We start from the raw sequence: 20,220 nt of genomic DNA on the forward strand, positions 1-20,220 counted from the left end.
CAAAGCGCTTTCTGTCTTCTTTTATCTTAAGGCTGGCTGGCAGCTTCTGATTGTTTTAATAATGCAGAGATTGTAAAGGACAGCAAGTCGGGAAGCACCTCAAAGGAATAAGGCACATACAGTCTTTCTGTCCATTTGTGCGGGTCTTTTCCAGCCGGGCCGACATTTAATACCGGGACATACAGCGCCTTGTCTTTACTGCTGGGAAGTGAATATCCTCTGTTAAAGAGCGGCATATTGCTTGTGTATGCACCAACCTCCTGTTTTTCCAGCTGAAGATAGCTCAAATCCGAGAGTCCTGGAAAATACTGAACCTCCCGTAAAGCAATGCCGTACCTGTCAGCTGCATATTGAATGAGCTTGCCAGCAGTATTCTTGATTACCTGATCGTTCTTTGATGACACTGCCGGATAAAATGGAGGGCTGTAAAAGAGAACAATGAGCGGCGCATCTTCCTTACACAGCGCTGCGAGCTCAGATACAATTCTAGTCGAAAAATCCCTGTCTCCAAGATCTCCCCTGTTTGCATAAGTGAAATTCAGCACCCGTTCTGTTTCTGAGCTTCCGACACGCCTTTTCGCACGTGCAAGCAGCTCATCAAATGTAAAAACAGAGACAGTTCGTTCAATTGGATGAAATGGCTCAAACTTCTGGAAATCACGTGTTTTTTGCTGAATATGGTTTGAAATCTTCTCTGCCGCCTGCTCTGCGGTTCTCCGCAGCATGTTATGCAGCTCACTCGCAGAGCGCTTCATTGTCAGTACATTAAATAACGTAACGGCCGTATGCGGTGTTTGGACGGAATATGACTCCTTCAAGTCCTTTTGCATTAAGTTTACCGGCGGCGGGGTGACTTCCCCGTCAGCCATTTCGCAGTAATTCACGTTCAGTTCCAGCAGACGGTTGATCTCAGAAACCATTAAATTTGCATTTAAACCGGAAAACGGCTCTCCGACATGCGTCTCTATCCCTTTGCAGAAAAACCCTGCGAGAACCTTGCCAATGCTTCCTGTATACACATATTGCCGCTGGTCACCCGGAAACTTTTCAAACATCGGTTCGCTATTCAAACAAGCAGTGTATGTAAGATGAAATTTATGCTCGATTTCCTTCAGAGCAGGAACGGCTTCGATCATTCCTCTTGAATTCACTTCCTCGTCAGGAACCGTAATCAAAAGCACATTCCCATCAAAACGACCATTCATTGCCCGCTCAAGCATCGACAGCTGAACAGCCAGCCCCGCTTTCATATCCATCGTGCCTCTCCCGAACAGCCAGTCGCCGCTTTCCGCGTCTGTTCTCACACGTTCAGGAAGCAACTCTTTTTTCTCCAAAAAGGAGTTTAAAAGCTCAGCCGGCTTACAGGCCATATGCTTGAATTCGCCGTAGTCCTCTATGTCCACGACATCAAAATGGCTCAGCAATAGCACTGTCTGTTTTACATCTTTCTTTTTGACAAGCGCTGTCAGAAACGTTCTGCCATCTTCCATTGGATGGAGTGTGACATGATCAGGGTTATTTTGAAAATAAGGCTTGTCCTTTAAAAGATAATAAAGATATTCCGCAAGTGCGGCTTCCCCTTTCGAACCAGTGACACTTTCGTACTGGACAAGCGAAGTTAAAAGGGTAAGCAAATTACTCTTGGTCTGCCAATTCATCATTTCCGCCCTCCTATGTATAAAAACGCTTCGATTCTAAAAAATAACATGACTCCCTGTCTATTATACAGAAATGTTTGACAAAATCGGATCGTTTGAGCAGTTTATATGACGGGAAAGAAATGACTTGTTATAATCAACCTCTAAAAACCTTACGGGAGGCGAAAGAAATGGCCAGAAAATTATTCACACCTATGACGATTAAAGATGTAACGTTAAAAAACCGCATTGTGATGTCACCAATGTGCATGTACTCTTCTCACGAAAAGGACGGAAAGTTACAGCCGTTCCACATGGCTCACTACATAACACGCGCAGTCGGCCAGGTTGGGTTAATTATTGTGGAAGCATCAGCGGTTAATCCTCAGGGACGCATCACAGACCAAGATTTAGGGATATGGAGCGACGAGCATATCGAAGGTTTCGCAAAGCTGACTGAGCAGGTAAAAGCGCAAGGCTCAAAAATCGGAATTCAGCTTGCCCACGCAGGACGTAAAGCAGAGCTTGAAGGAGATATTTTCGCTCCGTCTGCGATCGCGTTTGACGAGCAATCAAGCACGCCGGTTGAAATGACAACTGAAAAAGTGAAAGAAACCGTGCAGGAGTTCAAACAAGCGGCTGCCCGTGCAAAAGAAGCAGGCTTTGATGTGATTGAGATTCATGCGGCACACGGATACTTAATTCATGAATTTTTATCTCCGCTTTCTAACCATCGCACAGATGAATACGGCGGCTCACCAGAAAACCGCTACCGTTTCTTAAGAGAAATCATTGATGAAGTCAAACAAGTGTGGGACGGTCCTTTATTTGTCCGTGTATCGGCTTCTGACTATACAGACAAAGGCTTAGACATCGCTGATCATATCGGTTTTGCAAAATGGATGAAGGAGCAGGGCGTTGACTTAATTGACTGCAGCTCAGGTGCCCTTGTTCAGGCAGACATTAACGTATTCCCTGGCTATCAGGTCAGCTTCGCCGAGAAAATCCGCGAACAGGCTGACATGGCGACTGGAGCTGTCGGAATGATTACAAATGGTTCAATGGCTGAAGAAATTCTTCAAAATAACCGTGCAGACCTCATCTTTATCGGCAGAGAGCTATTACGCGATCCTTACTTTGCAAGAACTGCCGCAAAACAGCTGAATACAGACATTCAAGCCCCTGTTCAATACGAAAGAGGCTGGTAATCTTGATCCGAGATATCCGCGGCTCCGCCGCCGGATATCTCTTTTTTTATTTTTGGAGAAACGATCAGCTGACGTTCTCCGTCTCCCTAGTAGAACCAATTAGAGGAGATGACTCCAATGAATGCAGCATGGATCGAAAGGACCTATACGGTTGACGGTTGTGAATTTCATACAAAACACCGAAAAGGATTTAGCGGTGTAACCATTGTCTTTGAAGCCGGCTATGGCACTTCTTCAGAGACGTGGAAACCACTAACAGCGGACATTGATGACGAATTTGGCATATTCACATATGATAGAGCGGGCATTGGGAAAAGCGGACAAAGCAAGGCAGAACGAACAGCCGACCAAAAGGTGAGAGAATTAGAAAGCTTGCTTAAGGCAGCAGGTATAAGACCGCCTTATCTGGCTGTTTCACATTCATACGGATCGGTTATCAGCAGTTTATGGGCCTGTAAAAACCGACAGGATATTATCGGCATGGTGCTCCTTGATCCCGCTTTAGGAGATTACGGCAATGGCGGCTTTACATTTATTCCTGAAGAAATGCATACAGCATACAGAAAGCAGATGATGCTCGAGGAGACACATGCAGACTTTTCGAAAAGTCTGCGGCAGTTCAAACAGCAGCAAGTCCATTTAGGGAACATGCCGCTTATTGTCCTGTCATCAGGTGAACGCACTGAGAAATTCGCCTCCGGTGAAGAGGACTGGAGAAACCTGCATAGCAGCATTTTGTCTCTATCCGATCAAAGCGGCTGGATACAAGCTAAAAACAGCTCACATAACATTCATCATGATGAACCTCATATCGTCCATCTGGCGATTTATGATGTTTGGTGCGCGGCCTGCAAGCAGGCCGCCCCGATATACCAGGCAGTCAATTAAACAAAAACCCCGGCTAAAGCAGCCGGGGGTTTTATTATTTTGTTTCGCGATGAAGGGTATATTTCTTTAACCGCGGTGAGTATTTTTTCAGCTCTAAACGATCAGGATTTGTGCGTTTATTTTTGGTTGTGATGTAGTTTCTGTCCCCTGTTTCAGTGCAAGCCAAAGTAACATTTACTCTCATGTAAACATCTCCTCATAAAACGTAATGGTTACGTTTTATTATACAGCTTAACAACAGATTGTCAAACACCATCTCTTTCTCAGCCTCTCGGAACTTGAACCTCTAAGAAATCATACGCTGTGATGCTGTTCGGAAAAACGGCTGCCGCTTCTTTCTGAAGCTCCAGAGAGGCCTCTCCCTGATATCTTGCGCTGATATGAGTTAAGATGAGCTGCTTCGCCCCAGCTTCTTTTGCTGTTACAGCTGCTTGTTCTGTTGTACTGTGAAAATAATCAAAAGCAAGCTTCACATCATCCTTAGCAAAGGTGGCTTCATGCACAAGCACATCACAGTCCCGCGCAAGCTCTTTTATCTTATCGCTCACTCTCGTATCCCCGGAAAACACGACAGCTCTCCCCTTTTTAGGAGGCTCCAAAAAATCCTCCCCATTTATGGTGCGTCCGTCTTCAAGCGTCACGATTTCACCTTTTTTTATTTTCGAATATACAGGTCCAGGCGGAATATTCATTTCCTTTAATAACGCCGCCTTTAAAGAACCAGGCACATCTTTTTCTTGTACGCGGTACCCAAAGGCCTCTACACCATGAATCGCGGATGCAGCTGTGACGATAAACTGGTCGTCCTCAAATACGGCTCCCTCTTCAATCTCTTGTATCACAAGCGGATATGTTAGGTGAGTTTTCGTGACGGCAAGACTTGTTTCAATAAAGGCCTTGATGCCTTTCGGTCCGTAAACCGTCAGCTCGTCCTCACCGCCCTGAAAAGAACGGCTGCCAAGAAGCCCCGGAAGACCGTATACATGATCGCCGTGCATGTGAGTAATGAAGATTTTTTCTATTTTTCGAGGTTTAATTGATGTATGTAAAATTTGATGCTGTGTGGCTTCCCCGCAGTCAAACAGCCATACAGATCGCCTTTCTTCAAGCAGCTTTAATGCGATCGACGTCACGTTTCTAGACTTAGCGGGAATTCCGGCTCCCGTCCCTAAAAAAAGTAATTCCACATTTCCTTCCTCCTACTAGAACTAGTTACCTACAAGAATACAGGATCAGGCGTAAAATGTGAATCTCGCCTCTGATTCGGGCAAACCTTTCGTTCTAGAAATATTTTTGAGCCATTCTGTAAAAAAGGGGCTTAAATGTTTGCTTTCGTTGAATTTTAGATTTAAAATGAAGGAAATATACGGGGTACTAAAATAAAGCTTCGAATAAAGTGAGGTACTTTTAGTGAAAACAAACCAACAACCAAAAGCAGTAATTGTCATATTCGGTGCAACGGGAGATTTAGCAAAACGAAAACTCTATCCGTCCATTCACCGTTTATATAAAAACGGGCAAATCGGAGAAGAGTTTGCAGTTGTAGGAGTCGGAAGAAGACCTTGGTCCAATGAGGATCTTCGCCAAACCGTCAAAACATCTATTTCCTCAGCTGCTGATAAACATATAGATGATTTCACGTCTCATTTCTATTATCACCCGTTTGACGTGACAAACCCTGGTTCTTATCAAGAGCTTAACGTACTGCTCAACCAGCTGGAAGATACATATCAAATCCCGAACAACAGAATGTTCTACTTGGCAATGGCCCCAGAATTCTTTGGGACAATTGCAAAGACATTAAAATCAGAAGGTGTTACAGCAACTACAGGCTGGTCCCGCCTTGTGATTGAAAAGCCGTTCGGCCATGACTTGCCGAGCGCGCAAGCATTAAATCAAGAAATTCGCGAAGCATTTACAGAAGATCAAATTTACAGAATCGATCACTATTTAGGAAAACAAATGGTGCAGAATATTGAGGTCATTCGATTTGCCAATGCGATTTTCGAACCGCTATGGACAAACCGCTACATCTCAAATATCCAGATCACATCAAGCGAATCACTTGGTGTTGAAGACCGTGCTAGATATTACGAAAAATCAGGCGCCCTTCGCGACATGGTGCAAAACCATATTATGCAAATGGTTGCGCTTCTCGCAATGGAGCCGCCGATTAAACTGAACACAGAAGAAATCCGCAGCGAAAAAGTGAAGGTGCTGAGAGCCCTCCGCCCTATTGCAAAAGACGAAGTGGATGAGTATTTTGTGCGCGGACAATATCAAGCCGGTGAAATTGACGGTTTGCCAGTCCCTGCTTATACAGATGAAGATAACGTCGCTCCTGACTCAAATACAGAAACCTTTGTTTCTGGAAAGCTTCTGATCGACAACTTCAGATGGGCTGGTGTTCCATTCTACATTCGTACCGGAAAACGAATGAAAGAAAAGTCTACAAAAATTGTCGTTCAATTTAAGGACATTCCGATGAACCTGTACTACGGCAATGAAAACAACATGAATCCGAACTTACTCGTCATTCATATTCAGCCTGACGAAGGCATTACACTTTACTTAAACGCTAAAAAACTCGGAGGAGCAGCACACGCGCAGCCAATCAAACTGGATTACTGCAGCAATTGCAATGACGAGCTGAACACTCCTGAAGCATATGAAAAATTGATTCACGACTGTCTTCTCGGCGATGCGACGAACTTCGCACACTGGGATGAAGTTGCCCTTTCTTGGAGCTTTGTCGATTCCATTTCTGAAACATGGGCAGCCAACAAAACCCTATCGCCAAACTACGAAGCAGGTTCTATGGGTCCAAAAGAATCAGATGATCTTTTGGCGAAAGACGGCTTGCATTGGTGGAATATATAAAGAAAAAGGCTGAAAGTGCTTATAAAGCATTTTCAGCCTTTTATTTATGTTGTATATCAAGCTTTCTGCCTCTAAGCGGCTCAAAAAGACGATTGATTCTCTCTCTGTCGTAATCTAATATCCAACTGTTATATGTTTCATACATATCCTGTATTGTTTCAGCTGCAGCAGCTAAAATATCGCAGCCTCGATCATCATAAAGATAAAAAATGGTTCTCTTTTTTATATTGATAAAGTAAATTTTTTGAGAAATGCTTGGTTTTATCCCCATATCTTGATTACATATTGCTCTCAGCATTGGGATATATCTTATATCACCAGCTTTGCATCTAAGAAAAAATCTATGCGTTTTATCATCATAATCATCAGAACAAGTATAAGGAACAGCAATGTGCTGCAGTTTTTTCAACACAGCTTTTTCTCGAATGTACCGTGAGAAAATATGCAATTTGCTCTTATATCCCCTTCTCCCTTCAAAACCAACAGCATCAGCTATAACAAATATATCATCATCTTCGGCATGTAGAGATTTAAATAAAGTGACAGCTCTCTTATATGCGTTATCTACATAAGGGCTGTGCAGATAGGCATCGTTCACATTATACCCTACACCTATTTCAAACCGGATTCCGATCTGCCAGTTATAAAACAAAGGAGGCATAAGTCGTAAACCAGGAAAATTTTCAAGTAGATACTCATTTACAGGCAAAATATACATCCTTTCGTCGGCACTCTATTTCAAAAAAATCCCGCAGCTGTCAGGCTGCGGGATTTCCACATCATTATTTCATCCATTCAGTATGGAAGACACCGTCTTTGTCTGTGCGCTCATAAGTATGGGCGCCGAAGTAGTCACGCTGCGCTTGGATTAAGTTTGCAGGCAGCACGGCTGTGCGATAGCTGTCATAATAAGCTAGTGCGCTTGAGAATGAAGGTACCGGCACACCTTGGGCAACTGCAAGTGAAATCACTTGGCGAAGCGCTCCTTGGTAGCTTTCTGCAATGTTCTTGAAGTGGCTGTCAAGCAGCAGGTTATCAAGCTCAGGATCGCGGTCGTAAGCTTCTTTGATTTTCTGCAGGAATGCCGCACGGATGATGCAGCCGCCGCGGAAGATCATAGCGATTTCACCGTAATTGAGATCCCAGTTGTATTCTTCAGAAGCTGCTTTCATTTGGGCAAATCCTTGGGCGTAAGAACAGATTTTGCTCATGAATAGCGCTTTTCTGACTGCTTCGATCAGCTCTTCTTTATTTTCTGTAACAGGCTTCACTTCAGGCCCTGAAAGAAGGCCGCTTGCTTTCACACGCTCATCCTTCATCGCTGAAATAAAACGTGCGAATACAGATTCAGTGATAATCGGAAGCGGAACACCTAAGTCAAGTGCACTTTGGCTTGTCCATTTTCCTGTTCCTTTTTGACCCGCTTTATCAAGAATTACATCAACAAGCGGTTTACCTGTTTCTTCATCTTTTTTCGTGAAGATATCAGCAGTAATCTCGATCAGATAGCTGTCAAGCTCGCCTTTATTCCATTCAGCAAATACTTCATGAAGCTCATCAGCTGAAAGACCGAGTACCTGCTTCAGGATGAAATAAGATTCAGAGATCAGCTGCATATCCCCGTATTCAATACCGTTGTGCACCATTTTTACATAATGGCCGGCACCGTCCGGACCGATATATGTCGTACACGCTTCACCGTCAACTTTTGCAGAAATTGCTTCAAGAATTGGCTTCACAAGTTCATGAGCTTCTTTTTGTCCGCCAGGCATGATAGAAGGCCCTTTAAGCGCTCCTTCTTCTCCGCCTGAAACGCCTGTGCCGATAAAATGAATGCCGCTTTCAGCAAGCTCTTTGTTTCGGCGCTGTGTATCTTTATAATATGTATTTCCGCCGTCAATTAAAATATCGTCCTTCTCTAAGTGAGGAAGAAGAGATTGAATTGTCGCATCTGTAGCAGTTCCCGCTTTAACCATTAACAAAATTTTGCGCGGTGTTTCCAAGGATTGAACAAATTCTTCAATGCTGTAGGTGCCGACAACGTTTTTGCCTTCAGCCTCCTGCAAAAATTCCTCGGTTTTGCTGCTTGATCTGTTGTAAACAGAAACAGAAAATCCTCGGCTTTCAATATTTAAAGCCAGATTTTTACCCATTACCGCAAGTCCGATAACTCCGATTTGTTGTTTTGACATATTCTAACGTCCCTTCTGAAAACGTTTAACCATTTTAAAATTTACATTAAAATAAAATGATATTTATACTATTGAAATTACCATACTTCACCCCCTTATTTCAAGACATTCAGCTTTTCTTTTCATCTTGAAAAAAATCTTTATTAAAGCTTGTCCCGCTTGTTTTGCTCTCGTCTTTTTTAACCTTTGCACCTTTTCTGATCGGCTTGGAGCCGTACTTTTCATTCAGTTTTTCCATCATCTGCTGAATCGGTTCATCCTTCGCATCCTCTGTAAAGCTGAACAAATCGAGCTGCTTATAGGCCTGCTCTTTTTCTACCAAATCCGTTCCGGTAATGCCGAGCAGCCTGATGGGGTTTTTGTTCCAATGCTTAAAGAAGAGATGTTCTGCTTCATTATATATTTCGTTTTTTTGATCTATCGGATTCTTCAGTGTGATGCTTCTCGTAATGGTTTTCCAGTCCGCATATCTGATCATAATAAACAGCTTTGAAGCCATTACTTCCTTACGCTGCAAACGGTCGCTAACTGATGCGGACAGTTTGCGAAAAACAGCTAACAGCTCATCCTCATCGGCAGAATCATGAGAAAGTGTGGATGAATTGCCTACGCTTTTAAATTCATAAATGCGCTCCGGATCAACAGGAGCATGGTGAATGCCGTTCGCTTTATTTTTTAGACGGGGCCCGTTGATGCCGAGCAGCCGTTTTAGCGAGTGTTCGTCAGCGGCTGCTAAATCTCCAATCGTATCAATACTGAGCCCGTTCAGTTTTTCCGCCGTCTTTTTACCTACGCCATGCATTTCTCCAACTGGGAGAGGCCAAAGGATATCAGGCACTTCTCTTTTTCTCAGGATGGTGATCCCAAGCGGTTTTTTCATATCGGATGCCATTTTAGCGAGAAATTTATTAGGGGCAATTCCGATGCTTGACGGAAGCAGCAGCTCTTTCTGCAGTCTGCTTTGTATTTCTTTTGCCGTCTCATAGGCATTGCGGCTGTATGGTGTATCCGTCATATCCATATAGCCTTCGTCGATGGATACAGGCTCCACCAAATCTGTATATTCACGGAGGATGCTAAACATCGCTCTTGAAGAGCTTCTGTAGCGGTCGAAGTTCGGCGGAAGGACGATGAGCTCAGGACAGTTACGCTTTGCTTCCCAAACCGGCATGGTTGTTTTCACGCCGTGCGCCCTTGCTTCGTAGCTGCATGTGACAACGATGCCTTTGCGTTCTTTGACGTTTCCGGCAACTGCAACCGGCTTTCCTCGGAGAGCCGGGTCATATGCCATTTCCACCGATGCATAGAAACTGTTCATATCAATATGGAAAATAATTCGGCCCTTCCCCGGCATAAACTTATCTCCTTTCCGTTCATTAGACAACGGCTTGTACATATAGTAAAATGAAGGTATTGAATGGATGTGATGACAATGTTTGTGGAATCGATAAATGACGTTTTATTCTTAGTCGATTTTTTCACAATTATTCTTCCGGCTCTGACCGCCATCGGGATTGCTTTTCTCTTGCGAGAGTGCCGTGCCGGCGAGCAGTGGAAATCAAAACGAACAGATGAACATCAGACGGTCTTTCGAATAAACCGAACAGACTTTCTTATTATTATATATCATCGCATTACAACTTGGATACGTAAAGTCTTCCGCATGAATTCACCTGTGAATGATGATGAAGACGTCAGTTCCCTTCTTTTATAAACCGCATTTATAAAAAGGAGGAGAACAAATTGTTAAAAACATATCAGAAACTTTTGGCTTTAGGGGCCTTTTTGATCGTATTATGCTCGGGCAACGCAGCTTTTGCTGCAACAAATCAGGTGGGAGGTCTCGGTAACGTCGGTTTTTTCCACGACTATTTAATTGAGCCGTTTTCCTCGCTGCTGAAAGGCGTTGCCGGACTGTTTCACGGAGAGTACGGGTTGTCTATCATTCTTGTAACCGTTATTGTGCGCGTTGTGGTACTGCCTTTGTTTGTCAATCAGTTTAAAAAACAGCGTGTGTTCCAAGAGAAAATGGCAGTCATTAAACCGCAAGTAGACAGCATTCAAGCCAAAATCAAAAAGACAAAGGACCCGGAAAAGCAGAAAGAACTTCAAATGGAAATGATGAAGCTGTATCAGGAGCATAATATCAACCCGCTTGCGATGGGCTGTCTTCCAATGCTGATTCAGTTTCCGATTATGATTGGGTTTTATTACGCAATTCGTTCAACACCTGAAATTTCGTCGCACTCGTTTCTATGGTTCAGTTTAGGACAATCTGATATTCTCGTGTCCCTTAGTGCAGGGATTATGTATTTTGTCCAAGCCTATGTTGCTCAAAAGCTGAGTGCGAAATATTCTGCTGTCCCGCAAAATCCGGCAGCGCAGCAATCTGCAAAGCTAATGGTGTTTATCTTCCCTGTGATGATGACGATTTTCTCGCTTAATGTACCTGCGGCCCTTCCGCTGTACTGGTTCACCAGCGGCCTGTTCTTGACAGTGCAAAACGTCGTACTTCAGTTGACACACCATAAACATAAAAAAACAGCCGCTCTTACAGAGCCGGTGAAATAAAAAAACAACTCCGGCTTTTGTTCGGAGTTGTTTTTTTATTTCCATCACTTTTTAGAACCTGCATCCGTTTAAAAAGAAGAAAATCGGGAATACCTTTACTCACATCCAAATGAAAGGAGCTGGTGTCGTGACGGAACAGTCTCAACAAAAAAATATTTCTGTGCCTGAGGGAATTTGGATCATGAAACAAACATGGAATGATGTCTTATTTGCTCATTGGCCGGTTGATTACTCTACCCTTCGAGCTAAGATTCCGCCGATATTGGACATAGATACATATAACGGACAAGCTTGGGTCAGCGTGCTTCCCTTTATGCTCACAAACCTTCGCGCGCGTTTTCTCCCTCCTATTCCCGGAGCCCAGTCCTTTCCAGAGCTTAACCTGCGCACTTATGTCACCTATAAAGGCAAGCCGGGCATTTATTTCTTCAGCTTAGATGCTGATCATCGGCTGGCAGTTCAAGGTGCACGGACTTTCTTTCATTTGCCTTATTTTTACGCCGATATGAAAGCCGAAAAAAATGGGGCTGATATGGAATATAGAAGCAAACGGAGAGACGCCGGAAAAGCAGAATTCGGCGCCAAGTACCGGCCGCTCTCTGCGCCTTTTACAGCGCAAGAGGGTTCGCTTGATTGCTGGCTGACGGAGCGCTACAGACTCTACACCACCCATCGTGACAAGCTCTATTATGAGGACATTCACCATCATCCTTGGCTTCTTCAAAGAGCCGAGGCCCAGTTTTCAATCAATACAGTGGCTGATGCTCACGAAATCACTTTACCAGACTCAGAACCGCTGCTTCATTTTGCCAAAAAACAAGACGTGTTATTTTGGCCGCTTCGACAATGGCACTGACTGTCAGAAAAAAACCCGAATGCCAGATCCGCACTCGGGTTTTTCTTCATTATTTTGCTGCTTCTTCAATAATGGCAACAACCATTTCTGCTGTTTTCACCAGCTCTTGAATCGGCATTTTTTCGTTCTTCGTATGAATTTGCTCATACCCGACAGCAAGATTGACCGTTGGGATGCCATGGCCTGCGATTACGTTTGCGTCGCTTCCGCCGCCGCTCGTTTGCAGCTCGCTTGTGCGTCCGATTTTCGCAGCTGCTTTTTTCGCGATTTCAACGACTTGGTCGCCATCTTGATATTTAAACCCTGGATACATGACTTCGATTTCAACTTCTGCACGTCCGCCCATATCAGCTGCCGCCTCTTCAAAAGCAGCTTTCATTTTTTGAACCTGCGCTTCCATTTTTTCAGGAACTAAAGAACGGGCTTCAGCGAGAATATGCACTTCATCGCACACAATGTTCGTTTGTGTGCCGCCTTCAAACCGGCCGATGTTTGCAGTTGTTTCTTCATCGATGCGGCCCAATGGCATTTTTGAAATCGCCTTGCTTGCGATTGTAATCGCTGATATACCTTTTTCTGGTTCAACTCCGGCGTGTGCAGTTTTACCGTAAATCGCCGCTCTTACCTTCGCCTGAGTCGGTGCCGCAACAATGATATTGCCGACTTTTCCGTCTGAATCAAGAGCATAACCGTAGGATGCTGTCATCATGGAACGGTCAAGCGCCTTTGCCCCGATAAGACCTGATTCTTCACCTACAGTGATGATGAATTCAATCGTGCCATGCTCAATGTTTTCTTCTTTGAGCACTTTAATTGCTTCAAACATGGCAGCCAATCCGGCTTTGTCATCGGCGCCTAAAATCGTTGTGCCGTCTGTTTTGACATATCCGTCCTCAACAACCGGTTTTACGCCGTTTCCGGGTACGACTGTGTCCATATGAGATGTAAAATAAATTGCATCTGTCTTTTTCGTTCCTTTTAATGTGCAGATTAGGTTTCCTGCTCCGTGGCCAGTGATACCCATCGTATCGTCTTCTTTTACATCTACACCTAAATCAGAAAATTTTTGTTTCAGCACTTTGCAGATTTCAGCTTCGTGCTTCGTTTCTGAATCGATTTGAACAAGCTCTAAAAATTCTTCCAGCAGGCGTTTTTCATTCACCATTTGTAAGTCCCCTCCATGTTAAAGCGGTATGTTACCGTGCTTTTTTTTCGGTCTCTCTTCTGTCTTATGTGCAAGCATGTGAAAAGCTTGGATGAGTCTTTTCCTTGATTCTTCCGGCAAAATGATGTCATCGACCATTCCGCATGCCGCCGCTTTGTAAGGGCTGGCGTTTTGTTTTTTGTATTCAGCTGTTTTTTCGCGTTTTGTTTTTTGCGGGTCAGCTGACGCTTCAATATCCTTATCATACAAAATAGATGCAGCACCTTCAGCACCCATCACTGCGATTTCGGCATTTGGCCAAGCAAACACGAGATCCGCTCCGATGGATTTGCTGTTCATGGCGACATACGACCCGCCATACGCTTTTCTGATGATGAGCGTTACTTTGGGAACCGTCGCTTCTGCATAAGCAAACAGCAATTTGGCTCCGTGTCTGATAATGCCGTTATGCTCCTGCTGAATGCCGGGCAAAAACCCCGGAACATCTTCGACAGTTAACAGCGGGATGTCAAAGGCGTCACAAAACCGGATAAATCTCGCTGCTTTATCAGCCGCGTCAATCGTCAGGCTTCCTGCTAAATGTTTCGGCTGGTTTGCCACAATTCCGATCGTTTTTTGGCCAAGCTTTGCAAATCCGATGACTATATTTTTCGCAAAATACGGCTGAATCTCAAAAAAAGACTGCGGATCAGCCAATTCCTGAATCACCGCCCGAACATCATACGGCTTTGTGCTGTCAGCCGGCACGAGGCGGTTTATTAACGAGCTGGAGGCCTCATCCACAGATGAAGGTAGTAGTGATATCTGTTTGTCGAGCGGCAAATAAGACAGCAGCTTCTTCACTCCTGCCAGAACCTCCTCTTCCGTTTTTCCGGAAAAGTGGGCATTTCCGCTGACGGCATTATGTATTCCCGCTCCTCCTAAGCTCTCCGCATCAACCTGTTCTCCTGTTACTTTTTCAATGACCTTCGGACCGGTAATAAACATTCGGCCCGTCTGTTCTGCCATAAAGATAAAATCAGTAAGTGCCGGTGAGTACACAGCGCCTCCAGCGCACGGTCCTAATATAACCGAGATTTGCGGAATGACTCCGGAATATAAGACGTTTCGGTAAAATATGTGACCGTATCCATCTAATGATACCACACCCTCTTGAATTCTCGCACCACCTGAGTCGTTCAGCCCGATAATCGGGGCTTTATTTTTTGCTGCAAGATCCATAAGAGATGTAATCTTTTTCGCATGGGTTTCGCCAAGCGCCCCGCCGAATACGGTAAAATCCTGCGCAAACACATATACAGAGCGGCCGTCAATCGTACCGTAACCCGTCACGACTCCATCTCCCAATATACGCTGCTCCCTCGTTAAGCTTCGGCTCTCCATGAAGGGATATAATTCGATAAAACTATCCTCATCCAAGAGATAGGCGATCCTTTCCCGCGCTGTGAGCTTTCCCTTTTTCCGCTGTTCAGCCTGCTTTGCATGTCCCCCGCCTTCTTCCGCCTGCCTGCGCCTGTTGTATAGATGACCGATATGCTCATTCATGTTCAATGTCTTGATCTCCTTTCGGTTCACAGAGCTCGACAAGCACGCCGTTTGTTTCCCGCGGAGAAATAAACGCGATCTGTTTCCCGTTTGCTCCCTGTCTCGGCTGCCTGTCTATTACATCAATTTGCCGGTTTGATAATGCTTGAAGCTGATCTGTTAAGCCGCTGCATAGAAACGCAACATGGTGCAGCCCCTCTCCTTTTTTATCTAAAAATGTACGGACAGGGCTGTCAGGCGTTAACGGCTCGATCAGCTCCAAATAAACGCCTCCCGCTTGGAAAAGAGCAATGGTCACCTTTTGCTCTTCAACCGTTTCTTGATGAAGAAACGTTAATCCCAATACATCTTCATAAAAAGCTCTGGCCTTGTTTATGGAATAAACGGCAATCCCAATATGGTCAAGTCCGGTCATTTTCATCCCTGCTTTCCGGCAATAGATATCGCTTGTCCGCCCATACAAAACACGATAAAATATAATCAGATTGTCTAAGGAGTGAAACCATGTCTCAAAAACTGATGAAAAGCGTTTTAATCGTGATTTTGGGAGTTTTTATTCTTTCAACAGTACTCTCAGGAATCGTTATGTTTTTATAATGATAAAAAAGCAGGCGGCCTATTGAACAGGAACAACCTGCTTTTTTATCAGGGCTTTATACTCAATGGCAATCTCCTCAAAAGACCGGGAGTCTTTCGTGATCAGCACTCTCGTCCCCACCGGAATCTCTTGAAACAGATGGACAACTTCATCGTTATGCATACGTATACAGCCGTTAGATACAAATTGACCGATAGATTCTTCCCGGTTTGTCCCGTGAATTCCGTAGATCCGGCCGTCTGTCCCTCTCGCATCAAACCCAATCCATCTTGCCCCAAGCGGATTCTCAGAAGCTCCGCCTTCAATATTTTTCTTTCTGTAATAAGGATTCGCCGCTTTTACTGTAATCGAAAATTCTCCCTCAGGCGTCAGATCATCCGACTTTCCGGTTGCCACACGATAAACGCCTTCAATTTTGTTGTCGATGATGACAGCAAGCTCATTTGTTTTCTTGTTGACGATGACATACGGGTCACCCGGAAGAGGATTTTCACCAAGCGGCCATATCGGAGAAATAATCATCAATATTGAACATAAGAAAAAACGCATAAGCTCCTCCTTTTCCATTAGGTTGACCAATGTAGGATGAGCTCATGCGAGTTAAGCGAGCGATTTTTCTGCTTTGATTCCTTTGAAATAACTTTTGATCACTAAATATTGCTCCATTTCCCCAAGAAGATGAAAGAGTGCGGCTCTCGCTTCAAATTCTTCTCTTGTCGCAGGAAGCGGCATCTCTTCGAATTCTTTTCTCATGTCAGCAAGTCTTTTCAAAAATTTGTAGGCTGTATTCCCCGGGTGAATTGCTTCCCGCAGATCACGAAGAAATTCAGCAATCATTTTTCCCTGATCCACCGTAATGGAAATCGATGTCACTTTAGGGAGAAGGCGCTCGATGATTTCAAATTGTTTTTCTCTCATTTTAAAATAATGATAGTGCTGATTTTCGTGGCGCAGAATGTGGTTTTGTACATCTCGGTACGCCAGGTTTTTGGCTTCAGTGATTAACTGGTGTGTTTCCGGAATTTCTTTTCCTGTCCAATCTTGCTCACCAGTTAACAAATACCGTTCGATTTCTGCGAAAATGACAGCAAAATTGTCCTCTATCTTTTTTCGATACGCGATTAGCTTCCGGTCAAGGCTCGGCATATACAGATTCATTAAAAGAGCAACTCCGATTCCGACCGTAATTAACTGGACTTCATTCCAGATGAATTGGGGCGTAATGCCGCCGGACATATACAGATGAAGAATAATAACTGAGCTGGTGACGATTCCTTCGTTTATTTTTAAAACAACAGTTGTCGGGATGAAAATCAGCAAAAGCAATCCAATGACAAACGGATCATAACCAATCAGTTCGAAAAAGAGATAGGAAAAGAGAATTGCCAGACAGCATGCTGCAAATCGGGCCCATGACGCTTGAAGCGACCGTTTTTGTGTGATTTGTATGCACAAAATGGTGATAATTCCTGCTGATGCGAAGTTTTGCAGATGTAAAAGCTGGCTTATATAAATAGCCAAAGCTGTTCCAAGTGCGGTCTTTATTGTGCGGTAACCAATTTTAAACATGTCGGACTCCATTCTATTTGTTTCTTCAACAAAAAAGAAGAAGCACAAGCCTTCTCCTTTTTCCCTATATTCTATAATATTTTTTCTAAAAAGTCCTGCGCTCTTTTGGATTTTGGCGAAAGAAAAAATTCTTTCGGGTTGCCGTCCTCGACAATCATTCCTTCATCCATAAATAACACGCGGTCGGCCACTTCTTTTGCAAAGCCCATTTCGTGTGTAACGATTACCATGGTCATACCGGTTTCGACCAGTTCTTTCATGACCTGGAGCACTTCTTTGACCATTTCAGGGTCAAGCGCGGACGTTGGCTCGTCGAACAGCATGATTTCAGGATTCATTGCCAAAGCACGAGCGATGGCGACACGCTGCTTTTGTCCGCCTGATAAACGGTTTGGATAGTCATTTCGCTTTTCAAACAATCCGACTTTGCGCAGCAGCTCTTCGGCTTTTCCCTGTGCAGTCTGCTTGGATTCTTTTTTGACATTTACAGGTGCGTACATGATATTTTCGAGAACCGTTTTGTGCGGAAAAAGATGAAAATGCTGAAATACCATTCCGATGTTTTCCCGTACCTTTAATGTATTGGTTTTCGGCTGCGTAATCTCTTTGTCTTTAATTGTGATGGTTCCGCCGTTAGGTTTCTCCAAGAGATTCAAACAGCGAAGAAATGTTGATTTGCCTGAGCCTGAAGGGCCGATGACGGCAACAACCTCACCTTCAGCGATGTTTGTTGAAATGTTTTTTAATACTTCATGTTTCCCAAATGATTTTGACAGCTTTTCAACCTTAATCATTGGATTTCAGCTTCCTTTCTACAGCCTTGCCGATAAACGTTAAAATAAGGACAAGCACATAATAAATCAATCCGGCGATAATCAGCGGCTCAAGGTAATTGTAAGTGGCGGCGCCAGCTTGATATGCGCGTCTCATGACATCGCCAAGACCAATAACTGTAACGATCGCCGATTCTTTTGTTAACGTAATTAATTCATTTACAATGGCAGGTGATATATTTTTGAAGGCCTGCGGCAAAAGCAGATCCTTCATCATTTTGCCGTACGGAACACCCAGTGCGACAGCAGCCTCTTTTTGCCCTTTATCAATTGCGTTGATTCCCGCTCTGATAATTTCCGATACATAAGCAGCGGAATTCAGTGACAATGCGACAACCGCCGCCCAAAACTGGTCAATTTGAAAGCCGAGCAGCTGCGGGAGCCCGAAATAAACAATCATAAGCTGCAGCACTAAAGGCGTGCCGCGAAATACTGATGTGTAAAAATCAGCAATCCAGATCAGCGGGCGGAATGTGCTGATCTTGCATAAGCTTAGCACAATCCCTAATATAAGTCCGATAATAGCAGATACAACAACAATTTTTAATGTGATTGCTAAGCCTTCTAATATAAAAGGAATTTGGGGGATCGTTGCTGAAAAATCCAAATTCATAGCCTTTGTCTCCTTTTCTTACAGGAAAAAAGATTTCCTATTCAATAAAAAGGCTCAACGAAAAAGTTGAGCCGCTTTTTTTACTTCTCGCCAGTGAACCATTTTTTCTTCAATTTATCGAGCTCTCCGTTATCTTGCATTTCTTTGAGCGCTTTATTGAATTTGTCCGTCAGTTCACTGTCTTTTCTGAAAGCAATCGCAGAACCGGCTTCTTCCGCTTTCGCATCAGGAATCACGAAGCCCTGCAGGTCATCATTTGATTTGAAATACCCTTCTGCCACCATGTCTTCAATAATCGCAGCATCAAAACGGTCAGATTTGATTTCCTGCACCAAATCAGAAATTCTGTTGCGGTCTTCAGTTTTAAAATCATATTCCGGAGAAAGCTCTTTCCCCTTCTCTTCCTGAATGGAGCCAAGCTGAACGCCGACTGTTTTTCCTTTGAGATCTTTTAAAGACTTAATGCCGCTGTCTTTTTTGCTGACAATCATATGATTCGCTGTGTAATATACATCGGAAAAATCAACTTGTTTTTTACGATCAGGCGTCGGTGTCATTCCTGACAAAACCAAATCAACTTGTTTTGATTTCAGTGCTGTAATTAAGCTGTTAAAGTCCATATCCTGCACTTCAATTTCGTAGCCGGTTTTCTTCGCAAGGGCCTTTGCCAAATCTACATCAAAACCGACAATGTTATCGCCATCTTTATATTCAAACGGTTTGTAGTCCGCCGAAGTTCCCATAACTAATTTTTTCTTGCCGCTTTCTGAACCTGAACTGCTTGAGCCGCAAGCAGATAATGCAAAGGTGATGCACGCAGCTATCAGTAATAAGAGCCATTTTTTCATGATCCATTTCCCCCATATTCATTACTTTTATCATATTTGAATATTTATTCGTTAATTTGTATTTTAAACACTTTCTTATTTTTATGCAATACTATTTTTAAAAATTATCTCAAAGCTTATTTTTCCAGCAATCTCTTTTCATATTACTAGATAAAAGGACATCTTCTGTAGCGTAGCCATTGAATAAACTCTAATATTTATTCATTATAACTTGGAATTTTATGCACAAAAAAACCCCGTGCCGCTCGGGCTTCCGGGGTTTTATCTTATACTTCTTCGCAATATTCTTCGAAGGCTTCCTGCAGTTTTGAGACAACTGCCATCGGCTCATGGCCTTCAATTTCATGACGCTCCACCATTTTCATGATTTTCCCGTCTTTTAGAATAGCAAATGACGGAGAAGATGGCGGATATCCTTCGAAATATTCGCGCGCTTTTGCCGTCGCTTCTTTATCCTGTCCCGCAAACACAGTCACGAGCTGGTCAGGTCTTTTGTCATAATGAACGGAATGGTATGCAGCCGGTCTTGCGATCCCGCCCGCGCATCCGCAGACAGAGTTGACCATGACAAGCGTCGTTCCTTTTTTCGTAAGTGCCTCGTCCACCTCTTCAGCTGTTTTCAGTTCGGTATATCCGGCAGCTGTAATTTCTTGTCTCGCTTGGCGGACAACATCATTCATAAATAAATTAAAGTCCATGTTCAATGAAGACCTCTCCTTTTTCATCATCTGTTCTTATGATAGCAAGGAAACCGCCTTATCGGCAAATGCTACCGCTTATATCGGAGGATTTTTTGCTTTCCGTTTACTCCTTACAA

General features: G+C 43.8%; 22 protein-coding genes. 7 read left to right on the forward strand and 15 right to left on the reverse strand.

The annotated features are described in order from the left end of the window. Window positions 1-26 precede the first annotated feature (26 nt). Window positions 27-1,658, reverse strand: coding sequence for a M20/M25/M40 family metallo-hydrolase (locus tag CJU60_RS05970; RefSeq protein WP_095713305.1), 1,632 nt, complete (start codon window positions 1,656-1,658; stop codon window positions 27-29). Between the two features lie 170 nt (window positions 1,659-1,828). Here CJU60_RS05970 and namA point away from each other — a divergent pair, with 170 nt between their 5' ends. Together namA and CJU60_RS05980 are read left to right on the forward strand one after the other, a co-directional pair. Beyond that, complete coding sequence (gene namA / locus CJU60_RS05975; RefSeq protein WP_095713231.1) at window positions 1,829-2,845, forward strand: NADPH dehydrogenase NamA; 1,017 nt, start codon at window positions 1,829-1,831, stop codon at window positions 2,843-2,845. A 117-nt stretch (window positions 2,846-2,962) separates the two neighbouring features. Then, the gene (locus CJU60_RS05980; protein ID WP_024121963.1) at window positions 2,963-3,733 is read left to right on the forward strand and encodes an alpha/beta fold hydrolase; all 771 of its coding nucleotides are present in this window, start codon (window positions 2,963-2,965) and stop codon (window positions 3,731-3,733) included. Between the two features lie 34 nt (window positions 3,734-3,767). Here the strand turns inward: CJU60_RS05980 and rpmG are convergent, their stop codons facing one another. Together rpmG and rnz are read right to left on the reverse strand one after the other, a co-directional pair. Further along, entirely contained in the window at window positions 3,768-3,917 is a 150-nt protein-coding gene (gene rpmG, locus CJU60_RS05985; protein WP_003226511.1) for a 50S ribosomal protein L33, read from the reverse strand. Between the two features lie 79 nt (window positions 3,918-3,996). Continuing rightward, complete coding sequence (gene rnz / locus CJU60_RS05990; RefSeq protein ID WP_095713232.1) at window positions 3,997-4,920, reverse strand: ribonuclease Z; 924 nt, start codon at window positions 4,918-4,920, stop codon at window positions 3,997-3,999. 223 nt (window positions 4,921-5,143) lie between these two features. On the opposite strand from rnz, the gene zwf reads away from it, so the two are divergent. After that, complete coding sequence (gene zwf / locus CJU60_RS05995; protein ID WP_010334843.1) at window positions 5,144-6,613, forward strand: glucose-6-phosphate dehydrogenase; 1,470 nt, start codon at window positions 5,144-5,146, stop codon at window positions 6,611-6,613. Between the two features lie 40 nt (window positions 6,614-6,653). Here zwf and CJU60_RS06000 read toward each other — a convergent pair whose 3' ends face one another. The 3 genes from CJU60_RS06000 to CJU60_RS06010 form a co-directional block, all read right to left on the reverse strand. Then, complete coding sequence (locus CJU60_RS06000; RefSeq protein WP_095713233.1) at window positions 6,654-7,331, reverse strand: DUF3885 domain-containing protein; 678 nt, start codon at window positions 7,329-7,331, stop codon at window positions 6,654-6,656. A 64-nt stretch (window positions 7,332-7,395) separates the two neighbouring features. Further along, entirely contained in the window at window positions 7,396-8,805 is a 1,410-nt protein-coding gene (gene gndA, locus CJU60_RS06005) for an NADP-dependent phosphogluconate dehydrogenase (protein WP_024121966.1), read from the reverse strand. A gap of 109 nt (window positions 8,806-8,914) precedes the next feature. Continuing rightward, window positions 8,915-10,159: a DNA polymerase IV gene (locus tag CJU60_RS06010; RefSeq protein WP_095713234.1), complete on the reverse strand. Its 1,245-nt coding sequence runs from the start codon at window positions 10,157-10,159 to the stop codon at window positions 8,915-8,917. Between the two features lie 72 nt (window positions 10,160-10,231). Between CJU60_RS06010 and mifM the strand changes: the two genes are divergently transcribed. From mifM to CJU60_RS06025, 3 genes are all read left to right on the forward strand, one after another. Beyond that, window positions 10,232-10,519: a membrane protein insertion/folding monitor MifM gene (mifM, locus tag CJU60_RS06015; protein WP_081638334.1), complete on the forward strand. Its 288-nt coding sequence runs from the start codon at window positions 10,232-10,234 to the stop codon at window positions 10,517-10,519. A 29-nt stretch (window positions 10,520-10,548) separates the two neighbouring features. After that, entirely contained in the window at window positions 10,549-11,376 is an 828-nt protein-coding gene (locus CJU60_RS06020; RefSeq protein WP_095713235.1) for a membrane protein insertase YidC, read from the forward strand. Between the two features lie 127 nt (window positions 11,377-11,503). Beyond that, a complete protein-coding gene (locus CJU60_RS06025; RefSeq protein ID WP_095713236.1) occupies window positions 11,504-12,232 on the forward strand; it encodes a YqjF family protein in 729 nt (242 codons plus the stop codon). A gap of 49 nt (window positions 12,233-12,281) precedes the next feature. Here the strand turns inward: CJU60_RS06025 and CJU60_RS06030 are convergent, their stop codons facing one another. From CJU60_RS06030 to mce, 3 genes are read right to left on the reverse strand one after another with little or no spacing between them, the layout of a single operon-like run. Continuing rightward, the gene (locus CJU60_RS06030) at window positions 12,282-13,397 is read right to left on the reverse strand and encodes a tripeptidase T (RefSeq protein WP_095713237.1); all 1,116 of its coding nucleotides are present in this window, start codon (window positions 13,395-13,397) and stop codon (window positions 12,282-12,284) included. A gap of 18 nt (window positions 13,398-13,415) precedes the next feature. Further along, window positions 13,416-14,942 (reverse strand): acyl-CoA carboxylase subunit beta, encoded by a 1,527-nt coding sequence (locus tag CJU60_RS06035; protein ID WP_095713306.1) that lies wholly within the window; start codon window positions 14,940-14,942, stop codon window positions 13,416-13,418. After that, window positions 14,935-15,357 carry a methylmalonyl-CoA epimerase gene (mce, locus tag CJU60_RS06040; protein WP_095713238.1) on the reverse strand — a complete coding sequence of 141 codons (423 nt, stop codon included), beginning with the start codon at window positions 15,355-15,357 and terminating at the stop codon, window positions 14,935-14,937. The genes CJU60_RS06035 and mce overlap by 8 nt, the downstream gene beginning before the upstream one ends. 89 nt (window positions 15,358-15,446) lie before the next feature. Between mce and prli42 the strand changes: the two genes are divergently transcribed. Beyond that, on the forward strand, window positions 15,447-15,539 hold the full coding sequence (gene prli42, locus CJU60_RS21525; protein WP_003226489.1) for a stressosome-associated protein Prli42: 93 nt from the start codon (window positions 15,447-15,449) through the stop codon (window positions 15,537-15,539). A 19-nt stretch (window positions 15,540-15,558) separates the two neighbouring features. On the opposite strand, the gene CJU60_RS06045 is transcribed toward prli42, so the two are convergent. The 6 genes from CJU60_RS06045 to brxB all read right to left on the reverse strand — a co-directional run bounded on the left by CJU60_RS06045 (window position 15,559) and on the right by brxB (window position 20,107). Beyond that, window positions 15,559-16,089 (reverse strand): L,D-transpeptidase, encoded by a 531-nt coding sequence (locus CJU60_RS06045; protein WP_095713239.1) that lies wholly within the window; start codon window positions 16,087-16,089, stop codon window positions 15,559-15,561. 51 nt (window positions 16,090-16,140) lie between these two features. Further along, complete coding sequence (locus tag CJU60_RS06050) at window positions 16,141-17,109, reverse strand: aromatic acid exporter family protein (protein ID WP_095713307.1); 969 nt, start codon at window positions 17,107-17,109, stop codon at window positions 16,141-16,143. Window positions 17,110-17,180: 71 nt separating this feature from the next. After that, window positions 17,181-17,903, reverse strand: coding sequence for an arginine ABC transporter ATP-binding protein ArtM (gene artM, locus CJU60_RS06055; protein ID WP_024121976.1), 723 nt, complete (start codon window positions 17,901-17,903; stop codon window positions 17,181-17,183). Next, the gene (gene artQ / locus CJU60_RS06060; protein WP_014664528.1) at window positions 17,896-18,555 is read right to left on the reverse strand and encodes an arginine ABC transporter permease ArtQ; all 660 of its coding nucleotides are present in this window, start codon (window positions 18,553-18,555) and stop codon (window positions 17,896-17,898) included. The genes artM and artQ overlap by 8 nt, the downstream gene beginning before the upstream one ends. Window positions 18,556-18,635: 80 nt before the next feature. Next, on the reverse strand, window positions 18,636-19,403 hold the full coding sequence (gene artP / locus CJU60_RS06065; protein ID WP_095713240.1) for an arginine ABC transporter substrate-binding protein ArtP: 768 nt from the start codon (window positions 19,401-19,403) through the stop codon (window positions 18,636-18,638). Between the two features lie 266 nt (window positions 19,404-19,669). Next, window positions 19,670-20,107 carry a bacilliredoxin BrxB gene (brxB, locus tag CJU60_RS06070; RefSeq protein ID WP_095713241.1) on the reverse strand — a complete coding sequence of 146 codons (438 nt, stop codon included), beginning with the start codon at window positions 20,105-20,107 and terminating at the stop codon, window positions 19,670-19,672. Window positions 20,108-20,220 lie beyond the last annotated feature (113 nt).

It is taken from the genome of Bacillus sp. 7705b (genome assembly GCF_002289525.1).
In the GTDB taxonomy this organism is placed as follows: Bacteria; Bacillota; Bacilli; order Bacillales; family Bacillaceae; genus Bacillus; species Bacillus halotolerans.